General features: G+C 71.0%; 15 protein-coding genes. 5 read left to right on the forward strand and 10 right to left on the reverse strand.

Going from position 1 to position 18,588, the window contains the following annotated elements; genetic code table 11:
• Positions 1–36: 36 nt before the first annotated feature.
• Entirely contained in the window at positions 37–1,317 is a 1,281-nt protein-coding gene (locus GA0070616_RS08530; RefSeq protein ID WP_091079035.1) for a cell division protein PerM, read from the reverse strand.
• Positions 1,318–1,475: 158 nt separating this feature from the next.
• Here GA0070616_RS08530 and GA0070616_RS08535 point away from each other — a divergent pair, with 158 nt between their 5' ends.
• Positions 1,476–1,748, forward strand: a complete 273-nt coding sequence (locus GA0070616_RS08535; RefSeq protein ID WP_091079038.1) for a hypothetical protein — start codon at positions 1,476–1,478, stop codon at positions 1,746–1,748.
• Between the two features lie 46 nt (positions 1,749–1,794).
• Here the strand turns inward: GA0070616_RS08535 and sucD are convergent, their stop codons facing one another.
• The 3 genes from sucD to icmB form a co-directional block, all read right to left on the reverse strand.
• The gene (gene sucD, locus GA0070616_RS08540; RefSeq protein WP_091079041.1) at positions 1,795–2,682 is read right to left on the reverse strand and encodes a succinate--CoA ligase subunit alpha; all 888 of its coding nucleotides are present in this window, start codon (positions 2,680–2,682) and stop codon (positions 1,795–1,797) included.
• Positions 2,683–2,684: 2 nt separating this feature from the next.
• Positions 2,685–3,863 (reverse strand): ADP-forming succinate--CoA ligase subunit beta, encoded by a 1,179-nt coding sequence (gene sucC, locus GA0070616_RS08545; protein ID WP_091079044.1) that lies wholly within the window; start codon positions 3,861–3,863, stop codon positions 2,685–2,687.
• A gap of 452 nt (positions 3,864–4,315) precedes the next feature.
• Positions 4,316–4,720 (reverse strand): coenzyme B12-dependent isobutyryl CoA mutase small subunit, encoded by a 405-nt coding sequence (gene icmB, locus GA0070616_RS08550; RefSeq protein ID WP_091079048.1) that lies wholly within the window; start codon positions 4,718–4,720, stop codon positions 4,316–4,318.
• Positions 4,721–5,294: 574 nt separating this feature from the next.
• Between icmB and GA0070616_RS08555 the strand changes: the two genes are divergently transcribed.
• Together GA0070616_RS08555 and GA0070616_RS08560 are read left to right on the forward strand one after the other, a co-directional pair.
• Entirely contained in the window at positions 5,295–6,011 is a 717-nt protein-coding gene (locus GA0070616_RS08555; RefSeq protein WP_091079051.1) for a M23 family metallopeptidase, read from the forward strand.
• 317 nt (positions 6,012–6,328) lie between these two features.
• Entirely contained in the window at positions 6,329–7,126 is a 798-nt protein-coding gene (locus tag GA0070616_RS08560) for a M23 family metallopeptidase (protein WP_091079054.1), read from the forward strand.
• 142 nt (positions 7,127–7,268) lie between these two features.
• On the opposite strand, the gene pcrA is transcribed toward GA0070616_RS08560, so the two are convergent.
• Positions 7,269–9,695 (reverse strand): DNA helicase PcrA, encoded by a 2,427-nt coding sequence (gene pcrA, locus GA0070616_RS08565; protein WP_091079058.1) that lies wholly within the window; start codon positions 9,693–9,695, stop codon positions 7,269–7,271.
• Positions 9,696–9,933: 238 nt separating this feature from the next.
• On the opposite strand from pcrA, the gene GA0070616_RS08570 reads away from it, so the two are divergent.
• Together GA0070616_RS08570 and GA0070616_RS08575 are read left to right on the forward strand one after the other, a co-directional pair.
• The gene (locus tag GA0070616_RS08570) at positions 9,934–11,787 is read left to right on the forward strand and encodes a bifunctional metallophosphatase/5'-nucleotidase (RefSeq protein WP_091079061.1); all 1,854 of its coding nucleotides are present in this window, start codon (positions 9,934–9,936) and stop codon (positions 11,785–11,787) included.
• Between the two features lie 260 nt (positions 11,788–12,047).
• Positions 12,048–12,392: a chorismate mutase gene (locus GA0070616_RS08575; RefSeq protein ID WP_091079065.1), complete on the forward strand. Its 345-nt coding sequence runs from the start codon at positions 12,048–12,050 to the stop codon at positions 12,390–12,392.
• A gap of 198 nt (positions 12,393–12,590) precedes the next feature.
• Here GA0070616_RS08575 and GA0070616_RS08580 read toward each other — a convergent pair whose 3' ends face one another.
• The 5 genes from GA0070616_RS08580 to GA0070616_RS08600 form a co-directional block, all read right to left on the reverse strand.
• Positions 12,591–13,601 (reverse strand): ABC transporter ATP-binding protein, encoded by a 1,011-nt coding sequence (locus tag GA0070616_RS08580; RefSeq protein WP_091079069.1) that lies wholly within the window; start codon positions 13,599–13,601, stop codon positions 12,591–12,593.
• Positions 13,594–14,631 (reverse strand): ABC transporter ATP-binding protein, encoded by a 1,038-nt coding sequence (locus GA0070616_RS08585; RefSeq protein ID WP_091090264.1) that lies wholly within the window; start codon positions 14,629–14,631, stop codon positions 13,594–13,596. The genes GA0070616_RS08580 and GA0070616_RS08585 overlap by 8 nt, the downstream gene beginning before the upstream one ends.
• A gap of 5 nt (positions 14,632–14,636) precedes the next feature.
• A complete protein-coding gene (locus GA0070616_RS08590; RefSeq protein ID WP_091079073.1) occupies positions 14,637–15,575 on the reverse strand; it encodes an ABC transporter permease in 939 nt (312 codons plus the stop codon).
• An 81-nt stretch (positions 15,576–15,656) separates the two neighbouring features.
• A complete protein-coding gene (locus GA0070616_RS08595) occupies positions 15,657–16,667 on the reverse strand; it encodes an ABC transporter permease (RefSeq protein WP_091079077.1) in 1,011 nt (336 codons plus the stop codon).
• 102 nt (positions 16,668–16,769) lie between these two features.
• Complete coding sequence (locus GA0070616_RS08600) at positions 16,770–18,398, reverse strand: peptide ABC transporter substrate-binding protein (protein WP_091079080.1); 1,629 nt, start codon at positions 18,396–18,398, stop codon at positions 16,770–16,772.
• Positions 18,399–18,588 lie beyond the last annotated feature (190 nt).

Here is an 18,588-nt window from a genome sequence, read left to right on the forward strand (position 1 = left end):
CACGCGCACCGCGACCGCATGAATGGGCGACCGGGGTCAGGTGCGGGTGAGCCAGCGGGTGGCCGCCGCACCAAGCAGCGCACCCACCCCGCACACGGCGGTCGTCACCGCCGCCACCTGCCAGCCGACCGGACCGACCTCGGCGAGCCGTCCGCCGCCGAGCGGCCCGCCGGAGGCTGCCGCGGCGGCACCCAGCAGCAGACCCGCGACCGGACCGGCGACGACGGCCGGTGTCAGCAGCGGACGCCAGGGCAGCACCACCCGGTCGGCGGCGGCACCACGCAGCAACCGGCGGGCCAGCAGCCCGCCGCCGGCCATCCCGGCCAGCGCGGGCACCGCGAGCAGCGCCACCCCGAGCCCGTCGACCGGGCCTGCAGGCAGGCCGGCGAACAGGGGTACGGCCGGCAGCGCGCCCACGGAGACCTCGCTGGTGCGCACCGCCGTGTCCGTGCCCACGGCGAAGCCGGGGCCGAGCAGGTAGGCGACCGCCCAGACCGCGGCGTTCGGCGCGTAGGCGAGGCTCACCAGGGTGATCCCGGCCTGCCCGGCGACCCCCGTGCGGTAGGCGCCGATCATGTCGGCGGCGTCGCCGCCACCGGTCGCCACGGCGAGCCCCGCCGCGGCGGCGCCGGCCCCGAGCAGCAGCAGAGCGGCGACCAGCCCGGTGCGTACCCCGTCGCGCAGCGCGGCCGGGGCGCGCGTCGCGACCGCGCCGGCCGCCCCGGTGGTGCGGGCCGCGCCCACGCCGGCCGCGAGTGTGCCGACGACCGCCAGGGTCAGCCCGGCCCGCACCGGCGACGCGTCCGGCCCGCCCGTGCCGGTCAGCACCGCCGCGAGCGCGCCCAGCAGCCCGTACGCGACTCCGACCGTCACCGCTGCGACGGCCGCGCGCCGGGGCGACCGGCTGGCGCGGGCACCGATGGCGCGGCTGGTGTGCACGCCGGCGCGGGTCAGCCGCCAGACGGCGAGGGCGGTGATCGCCAACGGCGCCAGCCCGAACGGGCCGGCGGAGGTGGCCAGGGGAACGCCGTGGCCGAGCAGCCAGCCGGCCAGCCCGGCCCGCAGCACCCCGGCGAGCGTGGCGGCGCCCTCGCTGGCCTGGAACAGCCAGAGCCCGGCAACCACCGGCAGCAGCGAGGTGATCCCGGCCCATCCGGCGGCCACCAGCGCGGCGAGCGCGAGCGGGGCCCGGCTGCGCGGCCCGTCACCGCCACGGGGGGCGGGGACACGCCGCGGGCCGCCGGCACGGCCGGGCGGCCGTGCGCCGGCACGGGCGTCGGCGGAGCGGCGGGGCTGATCCGGGGTGACCGAGGACATCGGGTCTACTCTGGCATGCCCGCCCGGCGGGGACCGCCCGACACCGTCCCCCACCGGCGGTGAGTTCGCCCGAACCCCGGCCGATCGCCGGTGTGCCGGTCTAGCCTCGGCCCAGGGGCGCGACGCACGCCGTGCCACCGACCCGCCGGAGGACATCCGTGAACACTGCGTATCCGCCGCCCCCGCCGCCACCGGCCGCCGCCGGCCGCGACCGTACCGTGCTGTGGGGCGTGCTGGGCATCGTGACCGGTCTGCTGTGCTGCGGCGTCCTGGGCATCGTCTTCGGTTACCTGTCGATCCGCGACGCGAAGCGTTTCGGCCAGTCGCCCCTGCTGGGCTACCTCGCCGTCGCCTTCGGCGTGCTGAACATCGTGGGCAGCCTGATCCTCGGAGCGACCGGAAACTATCCGGTCTGGGACAACAACGACTGAGGGGGTCGACCGGAACCGGTCGACCCCCTCGGTGTCACTCGTCCGGTCAGCTGCCGGACATGATCTTCCGCATCAGGTTCGCGGTCTCGGTGGGCGTCTTGCCGACCTTGACCCCGACGGCCTCCAGCGCCTCCTTCTTGGCCTCGGCGGTACCCGCCGAACCGGAGATGATCGCGCCGGCGTGGCCCATGGTCTTGCCGGGCGGCGCGGTGAAGCCGGCGATGTAGCCGACCACCGGCTTGGTGACGTTGGCCTTGATGAACTCCGCGGCCCGCTCCTCGGCGTCGCCGCCGATCTCGCCGATCATCACGATGGCGTCGGTGTCGGGGTCGGCCTCGAATGCGGCGAGGGCGTCGATGTGGGTGGTCCCGATGATCGGGTCACCGCCGATTCCGACGCAGGTCGAGAAGCCGATGTCGCGCAGCTCGTACATCATCTGGTAGGTCAGGGTGCCGCTCTTGCTGACCAGACCGATGCGGCCGGTGCCGGTGATGTCGGCCGGGATGATGCCGGCGTTCGAGGCGCCCGGCGAGGCGACACCGGGGCAGTTCGGGCCGATGATGCGGGTCCGCTCGCCCTTGGCCACGTTGTACGCCCAGAACGCGGCGGTGTCGTGCACCGGCACGCCCTCGGTGATGACCACGGCCAGGCCGATGCCGGCGTCGATCGCCTCGACGACCGCGCCCTTGGTGAACTGCGGCGGCACGAAGATGACCGTGACGTCGGCCCCGGTCTCGGCCATCGCGTCCGCGACGGAGGCGAACACGGGCAGCTCGGTGCCGTCGAAGTCGACGGTGGTGCCGGCCTTGCGCGGGTTCACACCGCCGACGACGGTGGTGCCGGCGGCGAGCATCCGCCGGGTGTGCTTGGAACCCTCGGAACCGGTCATCCCCTGGACGATGACCTTCGAGTCCTTGGTCAGCCAGATTGCCATTGTCAGACCCCCGCAGCCGCCAGCTCGGCGGCCCGCTCGGCCGCGCCGTCCATGGTGTCGACCCGCTGGATCAGCGGGTTGTTCGCGCCGTCGAGGATCGCCCGACCGGCCTCGGCGTTGTTGCCGTCGAGGCGGACGACGAGCGGCTTGGTGACCTTCTCGCCGCGCTGCTCCAGCAGGGCCAGCGCCTGCACGATGCCGTTGGCGACCGCGTCGCAGGCGGTGATGCCGCCGAAGACGTTGACGAAGACGCTCTTGACGGAGGGGTCGGAGAGCACGATCTCCAGGCCGTTGGCCATCACCGCGGCGCTCGCGCCGCCACCGATGTCGAGGAAGTTGGCCGGCTTGACGTTGCCGTGCCGTTCACCCGCGTACGCGACCACGTCGAGCGTGGACATGACCAGGCCCGCGCCGTTGCCGATGATGCCGACCTCGCCGTCGAGCTTGACGTAGTTGAGGTCCTTCTCCTTGGCGGCCTGCTCCAGCGGGTCCACCGCGGCCTGGTCGACCAGAGCCTCGTGGTCGGGGTGGCGGAACGCGGCGTTCTCGTCCAGGGTCACCTTGGCGTCGAGCAGCAGCAGCTTGCCGTCGCCCGTCGTCGCCAGGGGGTTGACCTCGACCAGGGTCGCGTCCTCGGCCACGAAGGCCTTCCACAGACCCACGGCGACGTCGACGACCTGGTCGGCGACCTCGGCCGGGAAGCCGGCGGCGGTCACGATCTCCCGGGCCTTCGCCTCGTCCACGCCCTCGACCGCGTCGATCGGGGCCTTGACGACCTTGTCCGGGGTCTCGGCGGCGACCTGCTCGATGTCCATGCCGCCCGCGACGCTGGCGATGCAGAGGAAGGTGCGGTTCGCCCGGTCCAGCAGGTAGGAGAAGTAGTACTCCTCGGCCACGTCCGCAGTCACCGTGATCATGACCTTGTGGACGGTGTGGCCCTTGATGTCCATGCCGAGGATGTCGGTGGCCCGGGCCACCGTCTCCTCGGCGCCCTCGGCCAGCTTCACGCCGCCGGCCTTGCCTCGGCCCCCGACCTTCACCTGTGCCTTGACGACCACTCGACCGCCGAGGCGTTCGGCGATCGCGCGGGCCTCCTCCGGGGTAGTGGCGACGCCGCCGGCGAGCACGGGCAATCCGTGCCGCTCGAACAGGTCCCGCCCCTGGTACTCGTACAGGTCCACGATTGCGCGTCCCGTCCCGTCTCCGCGGCGCGCCGTCGCGCCGCCACCAGCGTTGGAATAACAGTTTGACGCCTGTCATCACATCAGACAGGCCATTTGCCGCAGCCTAACGAGACGCGGCCGGGCGGCAACCGAACGGGTGCGCGGTGTGCGGTAATGCACAGCGCCGCGGCGGGGCGGCGGGCGGCCCGAGTGCCGGCCGAGGGGCGCGTGTCACCCGTTCGGGCGAACGTCGGCCGCCGGGGGCGGTCGTCGCCACAGGCGCGTAACCCCCTGGTGGGGGCGTCGTTGAGTCAGGTGTCGGAGCGCTGGACACAGCGCGAAGACGGGAGCGGCCGATGCCCTGTCGGTCGAGGGGTGGCGGCGGGGCATCGTGCATAGAGGGGCCGGACGTGTGAGGGGTGCGTCCGGCCCCTCCCCCTGTCCGGGTTCGGGCGGTCCCCCGTCCGGGTTCAGGCGACGGGCTGCGCGACGTTCTGCCGCACCCACTCCACGATCGACTGTGTGGTCGCGCCCGGGGTGAAGATCTTGGCGACGCCCAGCTTCTCCAGCTCGGGGAGGTCCGCGTCGGGGATGATGCCGCCACCGAACACGACGATGTCCCGTGCCTCCCGCTCGCCGAGAAGCTCCAGCACCCGGCGGAAGAGGGTCATGTGCGCCCCGGACAGCACGGACAGGCCGACGGCGTCGGCGTCCTCCTGGATCGCGGTCTCGACGATCTGTTCCGGGGTCTGGTGCAGGCCGGTGTAGATCACCTCCATGCCCGCGTCCCGCAGGGCACGGGCGACGACCTTGGCGCCGCGGTCGTGGCCGTCCAGGCCCGGCTTGGCGACGACGACCCGAACACGAGAGCTCATCAGCGCATCCCTTCACCGACTCCGCGGCACTTCACCTGAACGAACGGTAACCCGACCGACCGGGGCCCGGGAACCGGGGCTCGCGGAAGTGCCGGGACGCGCGGAAGTAGTAGTGCCGGGACGCGCGGAGTTACCAGCGGGCGCGGAAGCACCGGGACGCGTGGAGGCACCAGACGCGTGAGCACCAGAGCGGTGCCGCCGCAACGACCCACCTGCCGCGCCCGCCCGCCCGCGACGTCCGGGCCGGCCACGGGCCGCCTCGGCCGGTCACCGTGCGGCGGTTCGCATCAGCCACTCGTCAAGTCGGACACCTCCGCCGAACGGTCACGGTACGCAACGAACGGCCGATAACCGGGGCAGGCAACTGAGCGTGAAGCCATGACAATAGTGGACGGAAACGGACAGAACGCGCCGGCAATTCGGCGCTTCGGCTTGTGACGGACGTGGCTGTTGGCTAACGTGTCCACGGTTGTCATCAGGTCCACGGACGGGTGGCGACGCGGCCAGCCGACGTTCATCCGAGCTTCACGAGCGGCGGCGGGACGCTTCGAAACCCCGACAACGGAGGGTGTGCGTGCGCCAGCGCCTGTCGTCTGAGCCCGATCGATATCGCGGTCGCCGCCGCGTACCCACTCCCCCGCGTAGCCGCTACGCCGCCGTCGTCACCACCGCCTTCGTCGGCGCCGGTGTCGTCGCGCTGGGCGCGGGCGCACTGCCGGACGCCAAGAACGTCAGCCCGTCGGTGCTCGACGAGCTGAAGCAGGCGTCCATCGCCAGCGAGGACGCCGCCGCACGCGCCGGCGCTGCCGACCGCGCCACCCGCGACAGCGCACGCGGCGGTGCCGAGCAGGTCGACGAGTCCGACGTCTGGCTCCTCCCCCTCCAGGGTTACGACTTCACGTCCCCGTACGGCATGCGGTGGGGCAAGCTGCACACCGGCGTCGACCTGGTGGCCGCCGAGGGCACCCCGTACGTCGCCATCCACGACGGCACGGTCACGAAGGCCGGCTGGTTCGGCGGCTACGGCTACACGGTGATCGTCCAGCACCCCGACGGCAGCGAGGCCATCTACGGGCACTCCTCGGCCGTCAGCGTCAAGGAGGGCCAGCAGGTCAAGGCCGGCGACCAGCTCGGCCTGGTGGGCAACACGGGCCACTCCTACGGCTCCCACCTGCATCTGGAGATCCATGTCAAGGGCGAGCCGCGCGACCCGGTGCCCTGGCTCCAGGAGCGCGGAGTGGACATCAAGCTCCAAGTCGAGGCAATCTACAGCGAGGTAGCCGGTTCCTGACGCTACGTATCGCCCGTTGACCGCCCGGATCTAGCGATCCGGGCGGTTTTCTGTGCGCTCGCACGACGGAAAGTATTCCAGGTCACACCAGCGACTGTGGCCCACGTCACTCAGCAGCATGATCACCTTTGCCGTCATACCGCTCAGACCGCCAGGAACCGGGCTGCGCGGGACGCCGTGGGCCGGTGGGTCCAGCATGCCGATACCCACCCCGGACCGACCTGACACCACTATTTCCGGGTCAGTTGTCCCTCGATCCCGTGTCAGATGCCCATCGGGCACATGTCAGTTGTCCCTCGATCCAGTGAAGGTCCGCCGTGCAGGAACACAGCACCATCCGCAGCTCCGCCACTCCCGACGCGCCCGCCCGGCACCGGCGGCGGGCCAGCGGACGGACCCGGGCCCTGGTCGTCGGCGCGGTCGCCGTGGTGGGGCTCGGCCTCGGCGGGGTCGCCGTGGCCACCACCGCCGGAGACGGGCCCGGCCCCGCCCCGGCCGCCCTCGACGCGCAGAGCCGGGCCGAGGCGGCCGACCGGGTCGACCGCTCGGACCGTGCCGACCGCTCCGACCGCAGGACGGCCACCCCGTCCGCGACCCCCACCAGCCCCACCCCGAGCCCGTCAGCCAGCAGGCGGCCGGCCGCGGCCACCCCGGAGGCGACGAAGACGACGAAGACAGCCCGGCCCACCCCGAAGAAGACCAGCAAGCCGGCGGCGACCTGGGTCATCCCGATGAAGGGTGCGGCCATCACCTCCTGCTACGGACCGCGCTGGGGCACGCTGCACGCCGGCGTCGACTTCGCACTGCCCGCCGGCACCCCCGTGCGGGCCGCGTTCGGCGGCACCGTCACCAAGGCCGGTGACGTCGGCGACGGCTACGGCATCTCCGTGGTCGTGGACCACCACAACGGCTACCTGACCCACTACGCCCACCTGAGCACCACCAGGGTGGGGGTGGGCGACAAGGTCACCGCCGGTCAGACCATCGGCCTGGAGGGCTCCACCGGCGACTCCACCGGCCCGCACCTGCACTTCGAGGTGCACCAGGGGCAGATGTGGAACCAGATCGACCCGGCGCCGTTCCTGCGCGCCCGCGGCGTGGACGTAGCCTGCTGACCCGCGCCCGCGGCGTCGACGTGGTCTGCTGACCCGCTGGCGACAGCACCGCCCGGTCCGGCGGGCACACCGCCGGGCCGGGCGACCCGCACCGACCGCCCGCGCACCGACCCGGACCACCCGACCCCGGAGGGCCGGAAGCTCAGAGCCTGTCGATCGGGGCGTGCCGCAACACCAGCCACATCGTCTGGTCACCGAAGTCGATCTGCGCCCGGGCACCCGGCCCGTGCCCCTCCACGGCGAGCACCCGACCCAGCCCGTACCGCTGGTGATTGACCCGGTCCCCGGCGGACACCTTGGGACCCTGCGGCAGCTCACTGGCGGTCGCCAGCCGGCTGCCGTCCACCCCGAGCCGCTTCGCGAGCTGCGCCGCCTTCGGCGTACCCCCGGTGAAGCCCCCACGCCCGCCGGCCACGCGGTCCGCGCGGCCACCCACACCGCCGCCCCCACCGGCCCACGAGGTGTACGAACCCTCGGTGCGTTCCCAGCGGACCAGTTCCGGCGGCAACTCCTCGACGAACCGCGAAGGCGGGTTGTAGGACGGCTGCCCCCAGGCCGAGCGGGTCACCGCCCGGGACAGGTAGAGGCGCTGCCGGGCCCGGGTGATGCCGACGTACGCCAGCCGGCGCTCCTCCTCCAGCTCGCGGGTGTCGCCCAGCGAGCGCAGGTGCGGGAAGACGCCGTCCTCCAGGCCGGTCAGGAACACCACCGGGAACTCCAGGCCCTTGGCGGTGTGCAGGGTCATCAGGGTGACCACGCCCTGGTGGGGCGCGGCGTCGTCCGCGTCGGCGTCGTCAGGCTGCGCCGGGACCTGGTCGGCGTCGGCCACCAGGGCGACCTGTTCCAGGAAGCCGGCCAGGGTGGCCCGTTCCCCCTCGGCGCCGGTCGCCTCGATGCGCTCGGTGTACTCCCGGGCGACGCTGACCAGCTCCTGGAGGTTGTCCACCCGGCCGGCGTCCTGCGGGTCCAGGCTCTCCTCCAGCTCGGTCAGGTAACCCGAGCGGGTGAGCAGCGCCTCCAGCACCTCCTCGGGGGTGCCGGTGGTGGCCAGCTCGCGGGCACCGTCGAGCAGCGCCACGAAGTCACCGATACCGTTGGCCGCCCGGCTGGAGATGCCCGGTGCGTCCTTCGCCCGGCGCAGTGCCGCGCCGAAGGAGATGCGGTCCCGGCTGGACAGCGCCTCCACGCACGCCTCGGCGCGGTCGCCGATCCCCCGGCGCGGGGTGTTGAGGATGCGGCGCAGGCTGACCGTGTCGTCGTCGTTGACCACCGCCCGCAGGTAGGCCAGCGCGTCGCGGACCTCCTTGCGCTCGTAGAAGCGCACCCCGCCGACCACCTTGTACGGCAGCCCGACGCGGATGAACACCTCCTCGAACACCCGGGACTGGGCGTTGGTGCGGTAGAAGACGGCGACGTCACCCGGCCGGGCGTCGCCACCGTCGACCAGCCGGTCGATCTCCCGGGCCACCCAGTCCGCCTCGGCGTGCTCGGTGTCGGCCACGTATCCGACGATCTGCTCGCCGGCCCCGGCGTCGCTCCACAGCCGCTTCGGCTTGCGGGAGGTGTTGCGGTCGATCACCGCGTTGGCGGCGTTGAGGATCGTCTGGGTGGAGCGGTAGTTCTGCTCCAGCAGGATCGTCCGGGCGTCGGTGTAGTCCCGCTCGAACTCCAGGATGTTGCGGATGGTCGCGCCCCGGAACGCGTAGATCGACTGGTCGGCGTCACCGACCACACACAGCTCCGCCGGTGGGATCCCCTCGGTGCCGGAGACCAGCTCCCTGATCAACACGTACTGGGCGTGGTTGGTGTCCTGGTATTCGTCGACCAGCACGTGCCGGAACCGCCGCCGGTAGCTCTCCGCGACGTGCGGGTGCGACTGGAGCAGGTGCACCGTCGTCATGATCAGGTCGTCGAAGTCGAGCGCGTGCGCCTCACGCAGCCGACGCTGGTAGAGCGTGTACGCCTCGGCCAGCGCCCGCTCGTTGGGCCCCTTGGCGCGGGCGGCGAACTCCTCCGGGTCGACCAGCTCGTTCTTCAGGTTCGACACCTGGGCGGCCAACCCCCGCGCCGGATACCGCTTCGGATCCAGGTCGAGTTCGCGGGCGACCATCTGCATCAGCCGGCGCGAGTCGTCCGCGTCGTAGATGGAGAAGGTGCTCTTCAACCCGGCGTGCTCGTGCTCGGCCCGCAGGATGCGCACGCAGGCCGAGTGGAACGTCGACACCCACATCAGCCGGGCGCGCGGACCGACCAGCTTGGCCACCCGCTCCTTCATCTCCCCGGCGGCCTTGTTCGTGAACGTGATCGCGATGATCTCGCCGGGATGCACGTCGCGCGCCGCGAGGAGGTGGGCGATCCGGTGCGTCAGCACCCTGGTCTTACCCGAACCCGCACCCGCCACGATCAGCAGCGGCGAACCGGAATGGGTGACCGCGTCCCGTTGCGGGCCGTTGAGGCCCTCCACGAGCTGCTGTGGATCGAGCCGGGCGGGCACGGGACGGTGGGGTGGCGGCGTCCGGGCCGGCTCGGGCGCGGGCGGGGACGCGGGGAGGTCGAAGAGAGGATGCATCGCACGGCGAGTCTATGCCGCCGGGCGGACATCCCCGTCGCCGCACGGGCGCGCACGCCGGCATGGCGCGGCGCACCGGCGCGTACGCGCTCCGCGACCGGATGGGCGGCATTCGGGCCCGACCTGCCCGGATGAGACGATGCCGCAACGACGTCCCCTCTGGCGTCGTCGCCCCCCGTGCACAACGATGGCGGGGACACCCCGGCTCCTCCCCCGTACACGACCTGGGAGAAACACCATGAGTCAACCGCGCTCGCGCGGTCGGGCCGCGCTGCGTCACCTCGCCGCGCCCGCCCTCGCGCTGGCCGTCGTCGCCACGCTGCCGGCCACCGCGCCGTCGGCCCCCGCCCCCACCGAGGACACCTGGGCGGCGCTCGCCCCCGTCTCGGTCGCCTACGGCAAGCCCGCCGCAGGTAGGGAGGTCAAGGGCAACTTCCTGAGCTACAACGACTTCCACGGCGCCATCGACCCGCCCGGCGGCAGCGGTGCGGCCGTCAACGGCACCCCCGCCGGTGGCGTGGAGTACCTGGCCACCTGGCTGAAGAAGCTGCGCGCCGAGGCCAAGGCCGAGGGCCGCGTCACCACCACCGTCGGCGCCGGTGACCTGATCGGCGCGACCCCGCTGGTCAGCGCCGCCTTCCACGACGAGCCCACCATCGAGCTGATGGACGAGATCGGGCTGGAGATCAGCTCCGTCGGCAACCACGAGTTCGACGAGGGCGTCGACGAGCTGATCCGGATCAACAAGGGCGGCTGCCACCCGGAGGACGGCTGCCAGGACGGCGACGGCTTCGCCGGCGCCAAGTTCACCTACCTCGCCGCGAACACGGTCAGCCGGAAGACCGGCCTGCCCATCCTGCCCCCGGTCGACGTACGGTTCGTCGGCGGCGTGCCGGTGGGCTTCGTGGGCGTGACCCTGGAGGGCACCCCCGACATCGTCAACCCGGCGGGCATCACCGACGTCCGGTTCACCGACGAGGTCAAGACCGCCAACAAGTGGGGCGGGCTGCTCAAGCTGTTCGGCGTCCGGGCGATGGTGCTGCTGGTGCACGAGGGCGGCGCCCAGTCGGCCCCGCCGACCACCCCCGGAGTGTCGGACTGCGCCAACTTCTCCGGCCCGGTCGTCGACATCGTCAAGGGTCTGCGGCCCGAGTTCGGGATCGTCGCCTCCGGGCACACCCACCGCTTCTACTCCTGTTCCCTGCCCAACTCCTCGGGCGCGCACAGCGTGGTCACCAGCGCCGGCAACAACGGCCAACTGATCACCGACATCGACTACTCGCTCGACCGGCGCACGGGCCGGTTCACCTCGATCTCCGCGCGCAACGTCGTCGTGGAGAACGGCGTCCGCAACGCCGACGGCACCTGGCAGCAGAGCGCGCCGGGCGTCTTCGTGCGCAACCCCGACCTGGTCGACCCGGGTGCGAAGGCCCTCGCCGACAAGTACCGGGCCGCCGTCGCGCCGATCGCCAACGAGGTGGTCGGGCGGATCAGCGCGGACATCGTCCGGGACGCCCTGCCCAACGGGGAGAGCCCGCTGGGCGACGTGATCGCCGACGCGCAGTTGGCGTACACCCGGGACGCGGGGGCACAGATCGCGCTGATGAACCCGGGCGGCATCCGGGCGTCGCTGTCGTACTCGGCCTCCACCGGCGGCGAGGCACCGGGCGAGGTCACCTACGGCGAGGCGTTCACCGTCCAGCCGTTCAACAACCTGGTGGTCACGCAGACCTTCACCGGGGAACAGCTCAAGAACGTCCTGGAGCAGCAGTTCGTGGGCTTCAACGGGCAGCGCACCCAGCGGATCCTCCAGGTCTCGGCGGGGCTCACCTACTCGTACGACTCGACCGCCCCGGTCGGTTCCCGGGTCAGCGCCCTGACGTTCGACGGCGCTCCGGTCGACCCGACGGCCACCTACCGGGTCACCACGAACGACTTCCTGGCCAACGGTGGCGACGGCTTCACCGAGCTGCGGGCCGGCACCGACCGGGCCACCGCCCCCGGTTTCGACGTCGACGCGCTGATCGCCTACCTGTCGGCCGGCGAGCCGGTCGCCCCCGGCCCGGCGGACCGGATCACCCGGCTCGGCTGAGTCCTCCTCCGGCGCGCGGTCCCGGTCGGGATCGCGCGCCGGACCACGGATCCGCCGGTTTCCTTGCGCGCCGGTCGGCCGGTGGGCATACTCGACGACGTGATCGGTCAGGCGTTCTACTTTTACTACGGCTCCGGGAGTCCGGCAGCCGTAGGTCGCGCCTGATCAGACAGACCTGCGAAAGCCCCGGGCTCCTGGAGCCCGGGGCTTTCTTCGTCCCGGGATCCGGGCACCGGGCACCACGATGCGAGAGGTACCCGATGATGACTGACGTGAGGGAACAGAACGGCGCGCGGCCCGGATCCGGCGAGGCGGGCGCGACCGAGGCGGCGGACGGGCAGACCGGGACGGCAGAACCGGTCGCCTCCGCGCGGATCACCGAGATCCGCGAGCGCATCGACGAGATCGACCGCGCCCTCATCGGACTGTGGCAGGAACGGGCCGCGCTGTCCCGCGAGGTCGGGGCGACGCGGATGGCCTCCGGTGGCACCCGGCTCGTGCTCTCCCGGGAGCAGGAGATCCTGGAACGGTTCCGGGCCGCGCTGGGAGCCGACGGCACCTCGCTCGCCCTGCTGCTGCTGCGCGCCGGCCGCGGCCCGCTCTGACCGTCGCCGCAGACCGTCAGGCGCCGCGGCCTGCTCTGACCGTCGCGCAGACAGGCCGTCAGTCGCCGGTGGCCCCGGCCCGAACGAGGATCCGGGGCGCCGACCGTGGGTGACGGCCGACGCCCCGGATCATCTGAGGAGGCACTACCTTCACCGCCGGCCCGGTGCGGTTGGTCGGGCGCGACGGCGTCTGAGCGGCTACCCGGACGCGCGCACCACGTCGCGAACCTCGGCGAAGTGGCAGCGGCTCGGGTGACCGGACTTGTCCCGGATCTCCAGCAACGGCTCCTGCTCGGCGCAGATGTCCTGTGCCTTCCAGCAGCGGGTGCGGAAGCGGCAGCCCGACGGCGGGTTGGCTGGCGACGGCACGTCACCGGTCAGGACGATCTGGTCCCGGAGTCCGCGCAGCTTCGGGTCCGGAACCGGCACCGCCGAGAGCAGCGCCTGGGTGTACGGGTGAGTGGGCTTGTCGTAGATCTCGTCCTCGGTGCCGATCTCGACGATCTTGCCGAGGTACATGACCGCGACCCGGTCGGCGATGTGCCGGACCACCGACAGGTCGTGGGCGATGAAGACGTACGACAGGCCCAGCTCCTTCTGGAGCTTCTCCAGCAGGTTGATCACCTGGGCCTGGATGGACACGTCGAGCGCGGAGACCGGCTCGTCGCAGAGGATGATCTCCGGGTTGAGCGCCAGCGCCCGGGCGATGCCGATGCGCTGCCGCTGGCCGCCGGAGAACTGGTGCGGGTACCGGTTGATGTGGTCGGGGTTGAGGCCGACCAGCTCCAGCAGTTCCTGCACCCGGACCCGCCGCTTGCCCTTCTCGAGCACGTCGGGGTGCACCTGGAAGGGCTCGCCGACGATGTCGCCCACGGTCATCCGCGGGTTCAGCGACGTGTACGGGTCCTGCATGACGAGCTGGATGTTGCGCCTGCCGCGCCGACGCTCCTCGGCGCCGACCTTCGACATGTTCTTGCCCTGCACGAACAGGTCGCCGGAGGTCGGCGTCTCCAGCCCGACCAACATCCGGGCCAGGGTGGACTTGCCGCAGCCCGACTCGCCCACGATGCCGAGCGTCTCGCCCCGACGCAGGTCCAGGTCGACCCCGTCGACCGCGCGGACCGCGCCGATCTGCTTCTTGAAGACGATCCCGCTGGTGAGCGGGAAGTGCTTGGTCAGGCCACGGGTCTCCAGCACCAGATCACTCATCGCCCTTGACCTCCTTCCAGAAGTGGCAGGCGGACGTGCGGCTCGCCGACACCTGGTACAGCGGCGGGGCCGGGTCGACCCTGCACACGTCCTGCGCGTACCGGCAGCGCGGGTTGAAGGCGCAGCCCGGCGGGATGTTCGTCAGCACCGGCGGCAGGCCCTTGATGGCGCTGAGCTCCTGGCCCTTGACGTCGAGGCGCGGAATCGACTCCAGCAGACCCTTGGTGTACGGGTGGGCCGGGTTGGCGTAGATGGCCTCCACGCCGGCCTCCTCGATGACCCGACCGGCGTACATGACCGAGATCCGGTCCGCGACGTCCGCCACCACCCCCATGTCGTGGGTGATCAGGACCAGGGCCATGTTGCGCTCCCGCTGGAGCTCGGCCAGCAGGCTCATGATCTGGGCCTGCACGGTCACGTCCAGCGCCGTGGTCGGCTCGTCGGCGATCAGCACCTCCGGGTCGAGCGCCAGCGCCATGGCGATCATGACGCGCTGGCGCATGCCTCCGGAGAACTGGTGCGGGTAGTCGTTCACCCGCTGCTTCGCCGCCGGGATCTTGACCAGGTCGAGCAGTTCCGTGGCGCGGACCTTGGCGTCCTTGCGGGACATGCCCCGGTGCTTGCGGAACTGCTCGGAGAGCTGGAACCCGACGGTGAAGACCGGGTTCAGGGCGGAGAGCGCATCCTGGAAGATCATCGCGATCCGGTTCGCGCGCACCTTGCGGCGTTCCGCCTCCGGCAGCGTCAGCAGGTCGACACCCCGGTAGAGGATCTGCCCGCCGGTGACGTACCCGGGCGGGGTGTCCAGGATGCCCATGATCGCCTGGGCGGTCACGCTCTTGCCGCAGCCGGACTCGCCGAGGATCGCCCGGGTCTCACCGGCCTTCACGTCGAAGCTCACGCCGTTGACGGCGTTCGCGACGCCGTTGCGGGTGCGGAACTCGACGTGCAGGTCCTTGACCTCGAGCGGCAACGCGTCCGGGTCGAGGCCGGGCAGGGCATCCATCTTGACGTTCACATCAGTGCTCATGGTGCTCACCGGAGCTTCGGGTCGAGGGCGTCACGCAGGGCGTCACCCATGAGGATGAAGGACAGCACCGTGCCGACCAGCAGACCGCAGGGGAACAGCAGCAACCACGGATCCTCCAGGAAGTAGACCTGGTGGGCCGAGATCATGATGCCCCAGGACTGTGCCGGCGGCTGGAGGCCGACGCCGAGGAAGGTCAGGGTGGCCTCCGCGGCGACGAACGAGCCGAGCACGATGGTGGCGTACACCAGCATCGGGGCGACCGCGTTCGGCAGGATGTGCCGGAGCATCAGCCGACCGTTGCGGGCACCGACCGCCTTCGCGGCGTGCACGTAGTCGAGGTCCTTCGAGGAGATCACGCTGCCCCGGATGATCCGGGCGATCGTCGGCCAGCTCAGCACCACCAGCACGAGCGTCAGCGTCCACACGTTCTGCTGCTTGACCACGGTGAGGAACACGATCGCGCCGAGCAGGAAGGGCAGCGAGAAGAAGATGTCCATCGCCCGGGAGATGATCGCGTCGGCCCAGCCGCCGTAGTAGCCGGCGAGCAGGCCGAGGCCGCCACCGATGACCACGAGGCCCGTGGTGGCCAGCAGCGCGATCTGCATCGACGGCCGAGCGCCGTAGATGGCGTGGGCGTAGTAGTCGCAGCCGAGGATGTCGGTGCCGAACGGGAACTCCGCGTTCGGTGGCGTCCGGGACCGGTCGGTGTTGCAGGCCCGCGGGTCCGCGCTGGTCCACAGCCTCGGGAACAACGCCATCGAGGTGACCACGAGGATGTAGAGGGCCGCGATCACGAAGACCGGATCGCGGACCAACTGCCGGCGGGCGTCCGCCCACAGGCTCGCGTTGCGCTCCTTGCCGCCCGGAGGCGTCTCGGGAGCCAGCGTGTCGGCCACCGTCGGGTCGCCGGTCGCCGCCGCGCCGGCTCTCGTCACGTCGCTCATGTCCACACCTCGTTTCGCTTCGCCACACCGGTGGCGGCCGGGGACGTCCGCCCGGGCCGCCGCTTCGAGACCAGGAATCCGTCACTCATAGCGGATCCTCGGGTCGAGCACGGCGTAGAGGATGTCGACCAGCAGGTTCGCGATGAGGAAGACCAGGGCGAGCATGGTCACCACGCCGACCACCACGGAAGCCTCACCGGTACGCGCCGCCTGCGTCACCAGCCGACCGATGCCCGGGACGTTGAAGATGGTCTCGGTGACCACCGCGCCGCCCATCAGGCCGCCGATGTCGACACCCAGGTAGGTGATGACCGGGATCAGCGAGTTGCGCAGGGTGTGCACGCCGACGACCCGCTTGTTGGCCAGGCCCTTGGCGCGGGCGGTGCGGACGTAGTCGGCCCGGATGTTCTCCATGATGCTGGTGCGGGTCAGCCGGGCGGTGGTGGCCAGCGAGATCGCGCCGAGCACCAGGCCCGGGATCACCAGGCTGGCCCACGGGTAGTCGGACTTGAAGACAGGGCTGAACACGCCGTCGGCGATGAGCTCCGGAATCCAATCCTGGTCGCGCAGCACGTTGCCGAACTTGACCCCGACGAACTCCCGCACCACCACGCCGAGCACGAAGATCGGCACGGAGATCAGGAAGACCGTGGAGATCTTGACGAGGTAGTCGGCGAAGCTGCCGCCGCGCAGGCCGGCGAGCACACCGGCCGCGATGCCGACGATCGTCTCGAAGACGATGGCGATCACGACCAGCCGCAGGGTGTACGGCATCGCGTCGGCGACCAGCTCGGTGACCTCGCGCTGACGCAGGTTGATGCCGAAGTCGAAGCTGAAGAAGATGTTCTGCAACCGGTCCGCGAACAGGCCCAGGCAGGGGTTGCCCTTCTGGTCCAGGCACGGGTCGTCGTAGCCGAGCCGCTGGGTGATCGCCTGGAGCAGGGCCGGTGGCGGCGTCCGGTCGCCGAAGAGGGCCCGGACGGGGTTCCCGCTGAACTGGATCGCCAGCGAGGTGAGGTAGTGGAGCAGGAACATGGTGCCCAGCACGGTCGGGATGAACTGGAGCAACCGTCGGATGACGTAGCGCCCCATGTCGGGGTCTCCTCTCGGCGCTGACGTGGCGGCAACGATCACCCGGTGGGGAGACCGTTGCCGCCACGTCGTGTTACGGCTAGATCAGGAGTCTGAAGCGGGTTACTGCTTCAGCGAGGTCTGGCCGTAGTCGGCGTCCGAGACGGCGTTCCAGACGAAGTTGTCGACGTTCTCGCCGTACACCGCCGCCACCTTGCTGAACCACATCGGGATGACCGGCAGGTCCTCGACGAGCAGGTCCTCGGCCTTCTGGTAGGCCGGGATGGCCTCCTGGATCGAGTTCGCCGCGTCACCCTCGGTCATCAGGGCGTCGAAGGCCGGGTTGGCGTAGGTGGAGTTGTTGCTGTCGGCACCCGTGCTGTACAGCGGAGCCAGGTAGGTCTCCATGAACGGGTAGTCCGGGCCCCAGCCGAGGCGGAACGGACCGGTGAACTTCCGGCTGTCCGCGGTCTCCAGGTACTCGGGGAACTGCAGGTTGACCTTCAGCTCGTAGTCGATGCCCAGGGCGGCCTTGATCTGGTCACCCACGGCCTGCAGCCACTGGTCGTGGCCGGCACCGGCGTTGGCCCACAGGGTGAGCTTGCCACCCTTCCAGCCGCCCGCCTCGGCGAGGAGCTGCTTGGCCTTCTCGACGTCCTTCTTGCAGTACTGGCAGATGTCGTCGCGAGCGCCCTCGAAGGTCGGGGCGACGAAGCCGGCGGCCGGGGTGAACCGACCGTCGAACACCGCGTCGATGATCGACTGGCGGTCGATCGCCAGCGACAGCGCCTGGCGGACGCGCTTGTCCTTGAAGTTCTCGTTGTACAGCGGCAGGCCGACGTAGGTGAAGCTGTCGCCCGGCTGCTCGTACAGACGGTCACCGTACTGCTGCTTGGCCTCCTTGTAACGGGCCGGCGGCAGGGTGTACATCACGTCCAGCTCGCCGGCCTGGAAGGCGGCGTAACCGGCGTCGACGTCGGCGAAGATCCGGTAGTTGATCTTGTCCGGCTTGCCCGGCTCACCCTTCCAGGTGTCGCTGCGGGCGAGCGTGATGCCGACGTTGTGCTGCCAGGTCCCCTCCATCTTGTAGGGGCCGTTGCCGATCGGCTTCTCGTTGCACTGGTCCGCGGCGTCGACGCAGGCCTGGGCCATCGGGAAGAAGCCCGAGTAGCCGACCGTGGTCGGGAAGCCGGAGAACGGCTTGTCGAGCTCCACGGTGAAGGTCAGGTCGTCGACCTTCTTCAGGCCGGACAGCTCCTTGGCCTTCGGCTCCGGGGCCTTCTGCGGGCCGTCGCCGTCCGGGTCCACGGACGAGACGTCCTTGATACCGGCGATCCGCTTCATGAAGTACGAGTTGTTCTGGGCGTTCGGCCCGTACGCCGCGTAGTTCCACGACCGGATGAACGAGTCGGCGTTGACCGGCTCACCGTTGTCGAAGGTGTAGCCGCTCTTGAGCTTGATCGTCCAGAGCTTCTGGTCGTCCGAGTCGATCGACTCGGCCAGGTCGTTCTCGACGGCCGCGGTCTCGGCGTTGTACTTGACAAGACCACGGTAGAGCTGACGGATCACATAGATCGACGGCTCGTCGTCAGCGGCGGACGGCAGCAGGAAGGCCGGCTCCGACGCGTAGACGCGGAGTTCGCCACCGGACTTGCCGGTCTCCTCCGCCGCGTCATCGCCGCCGCTGCATGCGGTGGCCAACATAGCGGTGGCGGTCGCAGCGACCGCCACCTTCAGGAATTTCCCGCGCATGGGAGTGCCTCCTCAGGGCGCTCGGCTCACGAGGGGGTTGTGAGGTGCCTGCAACTGTGACACCCGATGGCTCACGGCGGGAAGGCGTGTTATCAACCCGATACCCGGCCGGGACGGGGCCGACACTCAGGCGACGGCTGGCGGACGCCAGCCGGTTGATCTGGTATGAGCTGCGACAAGACGCCGCTCC

The sequence above is a fragment of the Micromonospora nigra genome (assembly GCF_900091585.1).
Taxonomy (GTDB): domain Bacteria; phylum Actinomycetota; class Actinomycetes; order Mycobacteriales; family Micromonosporaceae; genus Micromonospora; species Micromonospora nigra.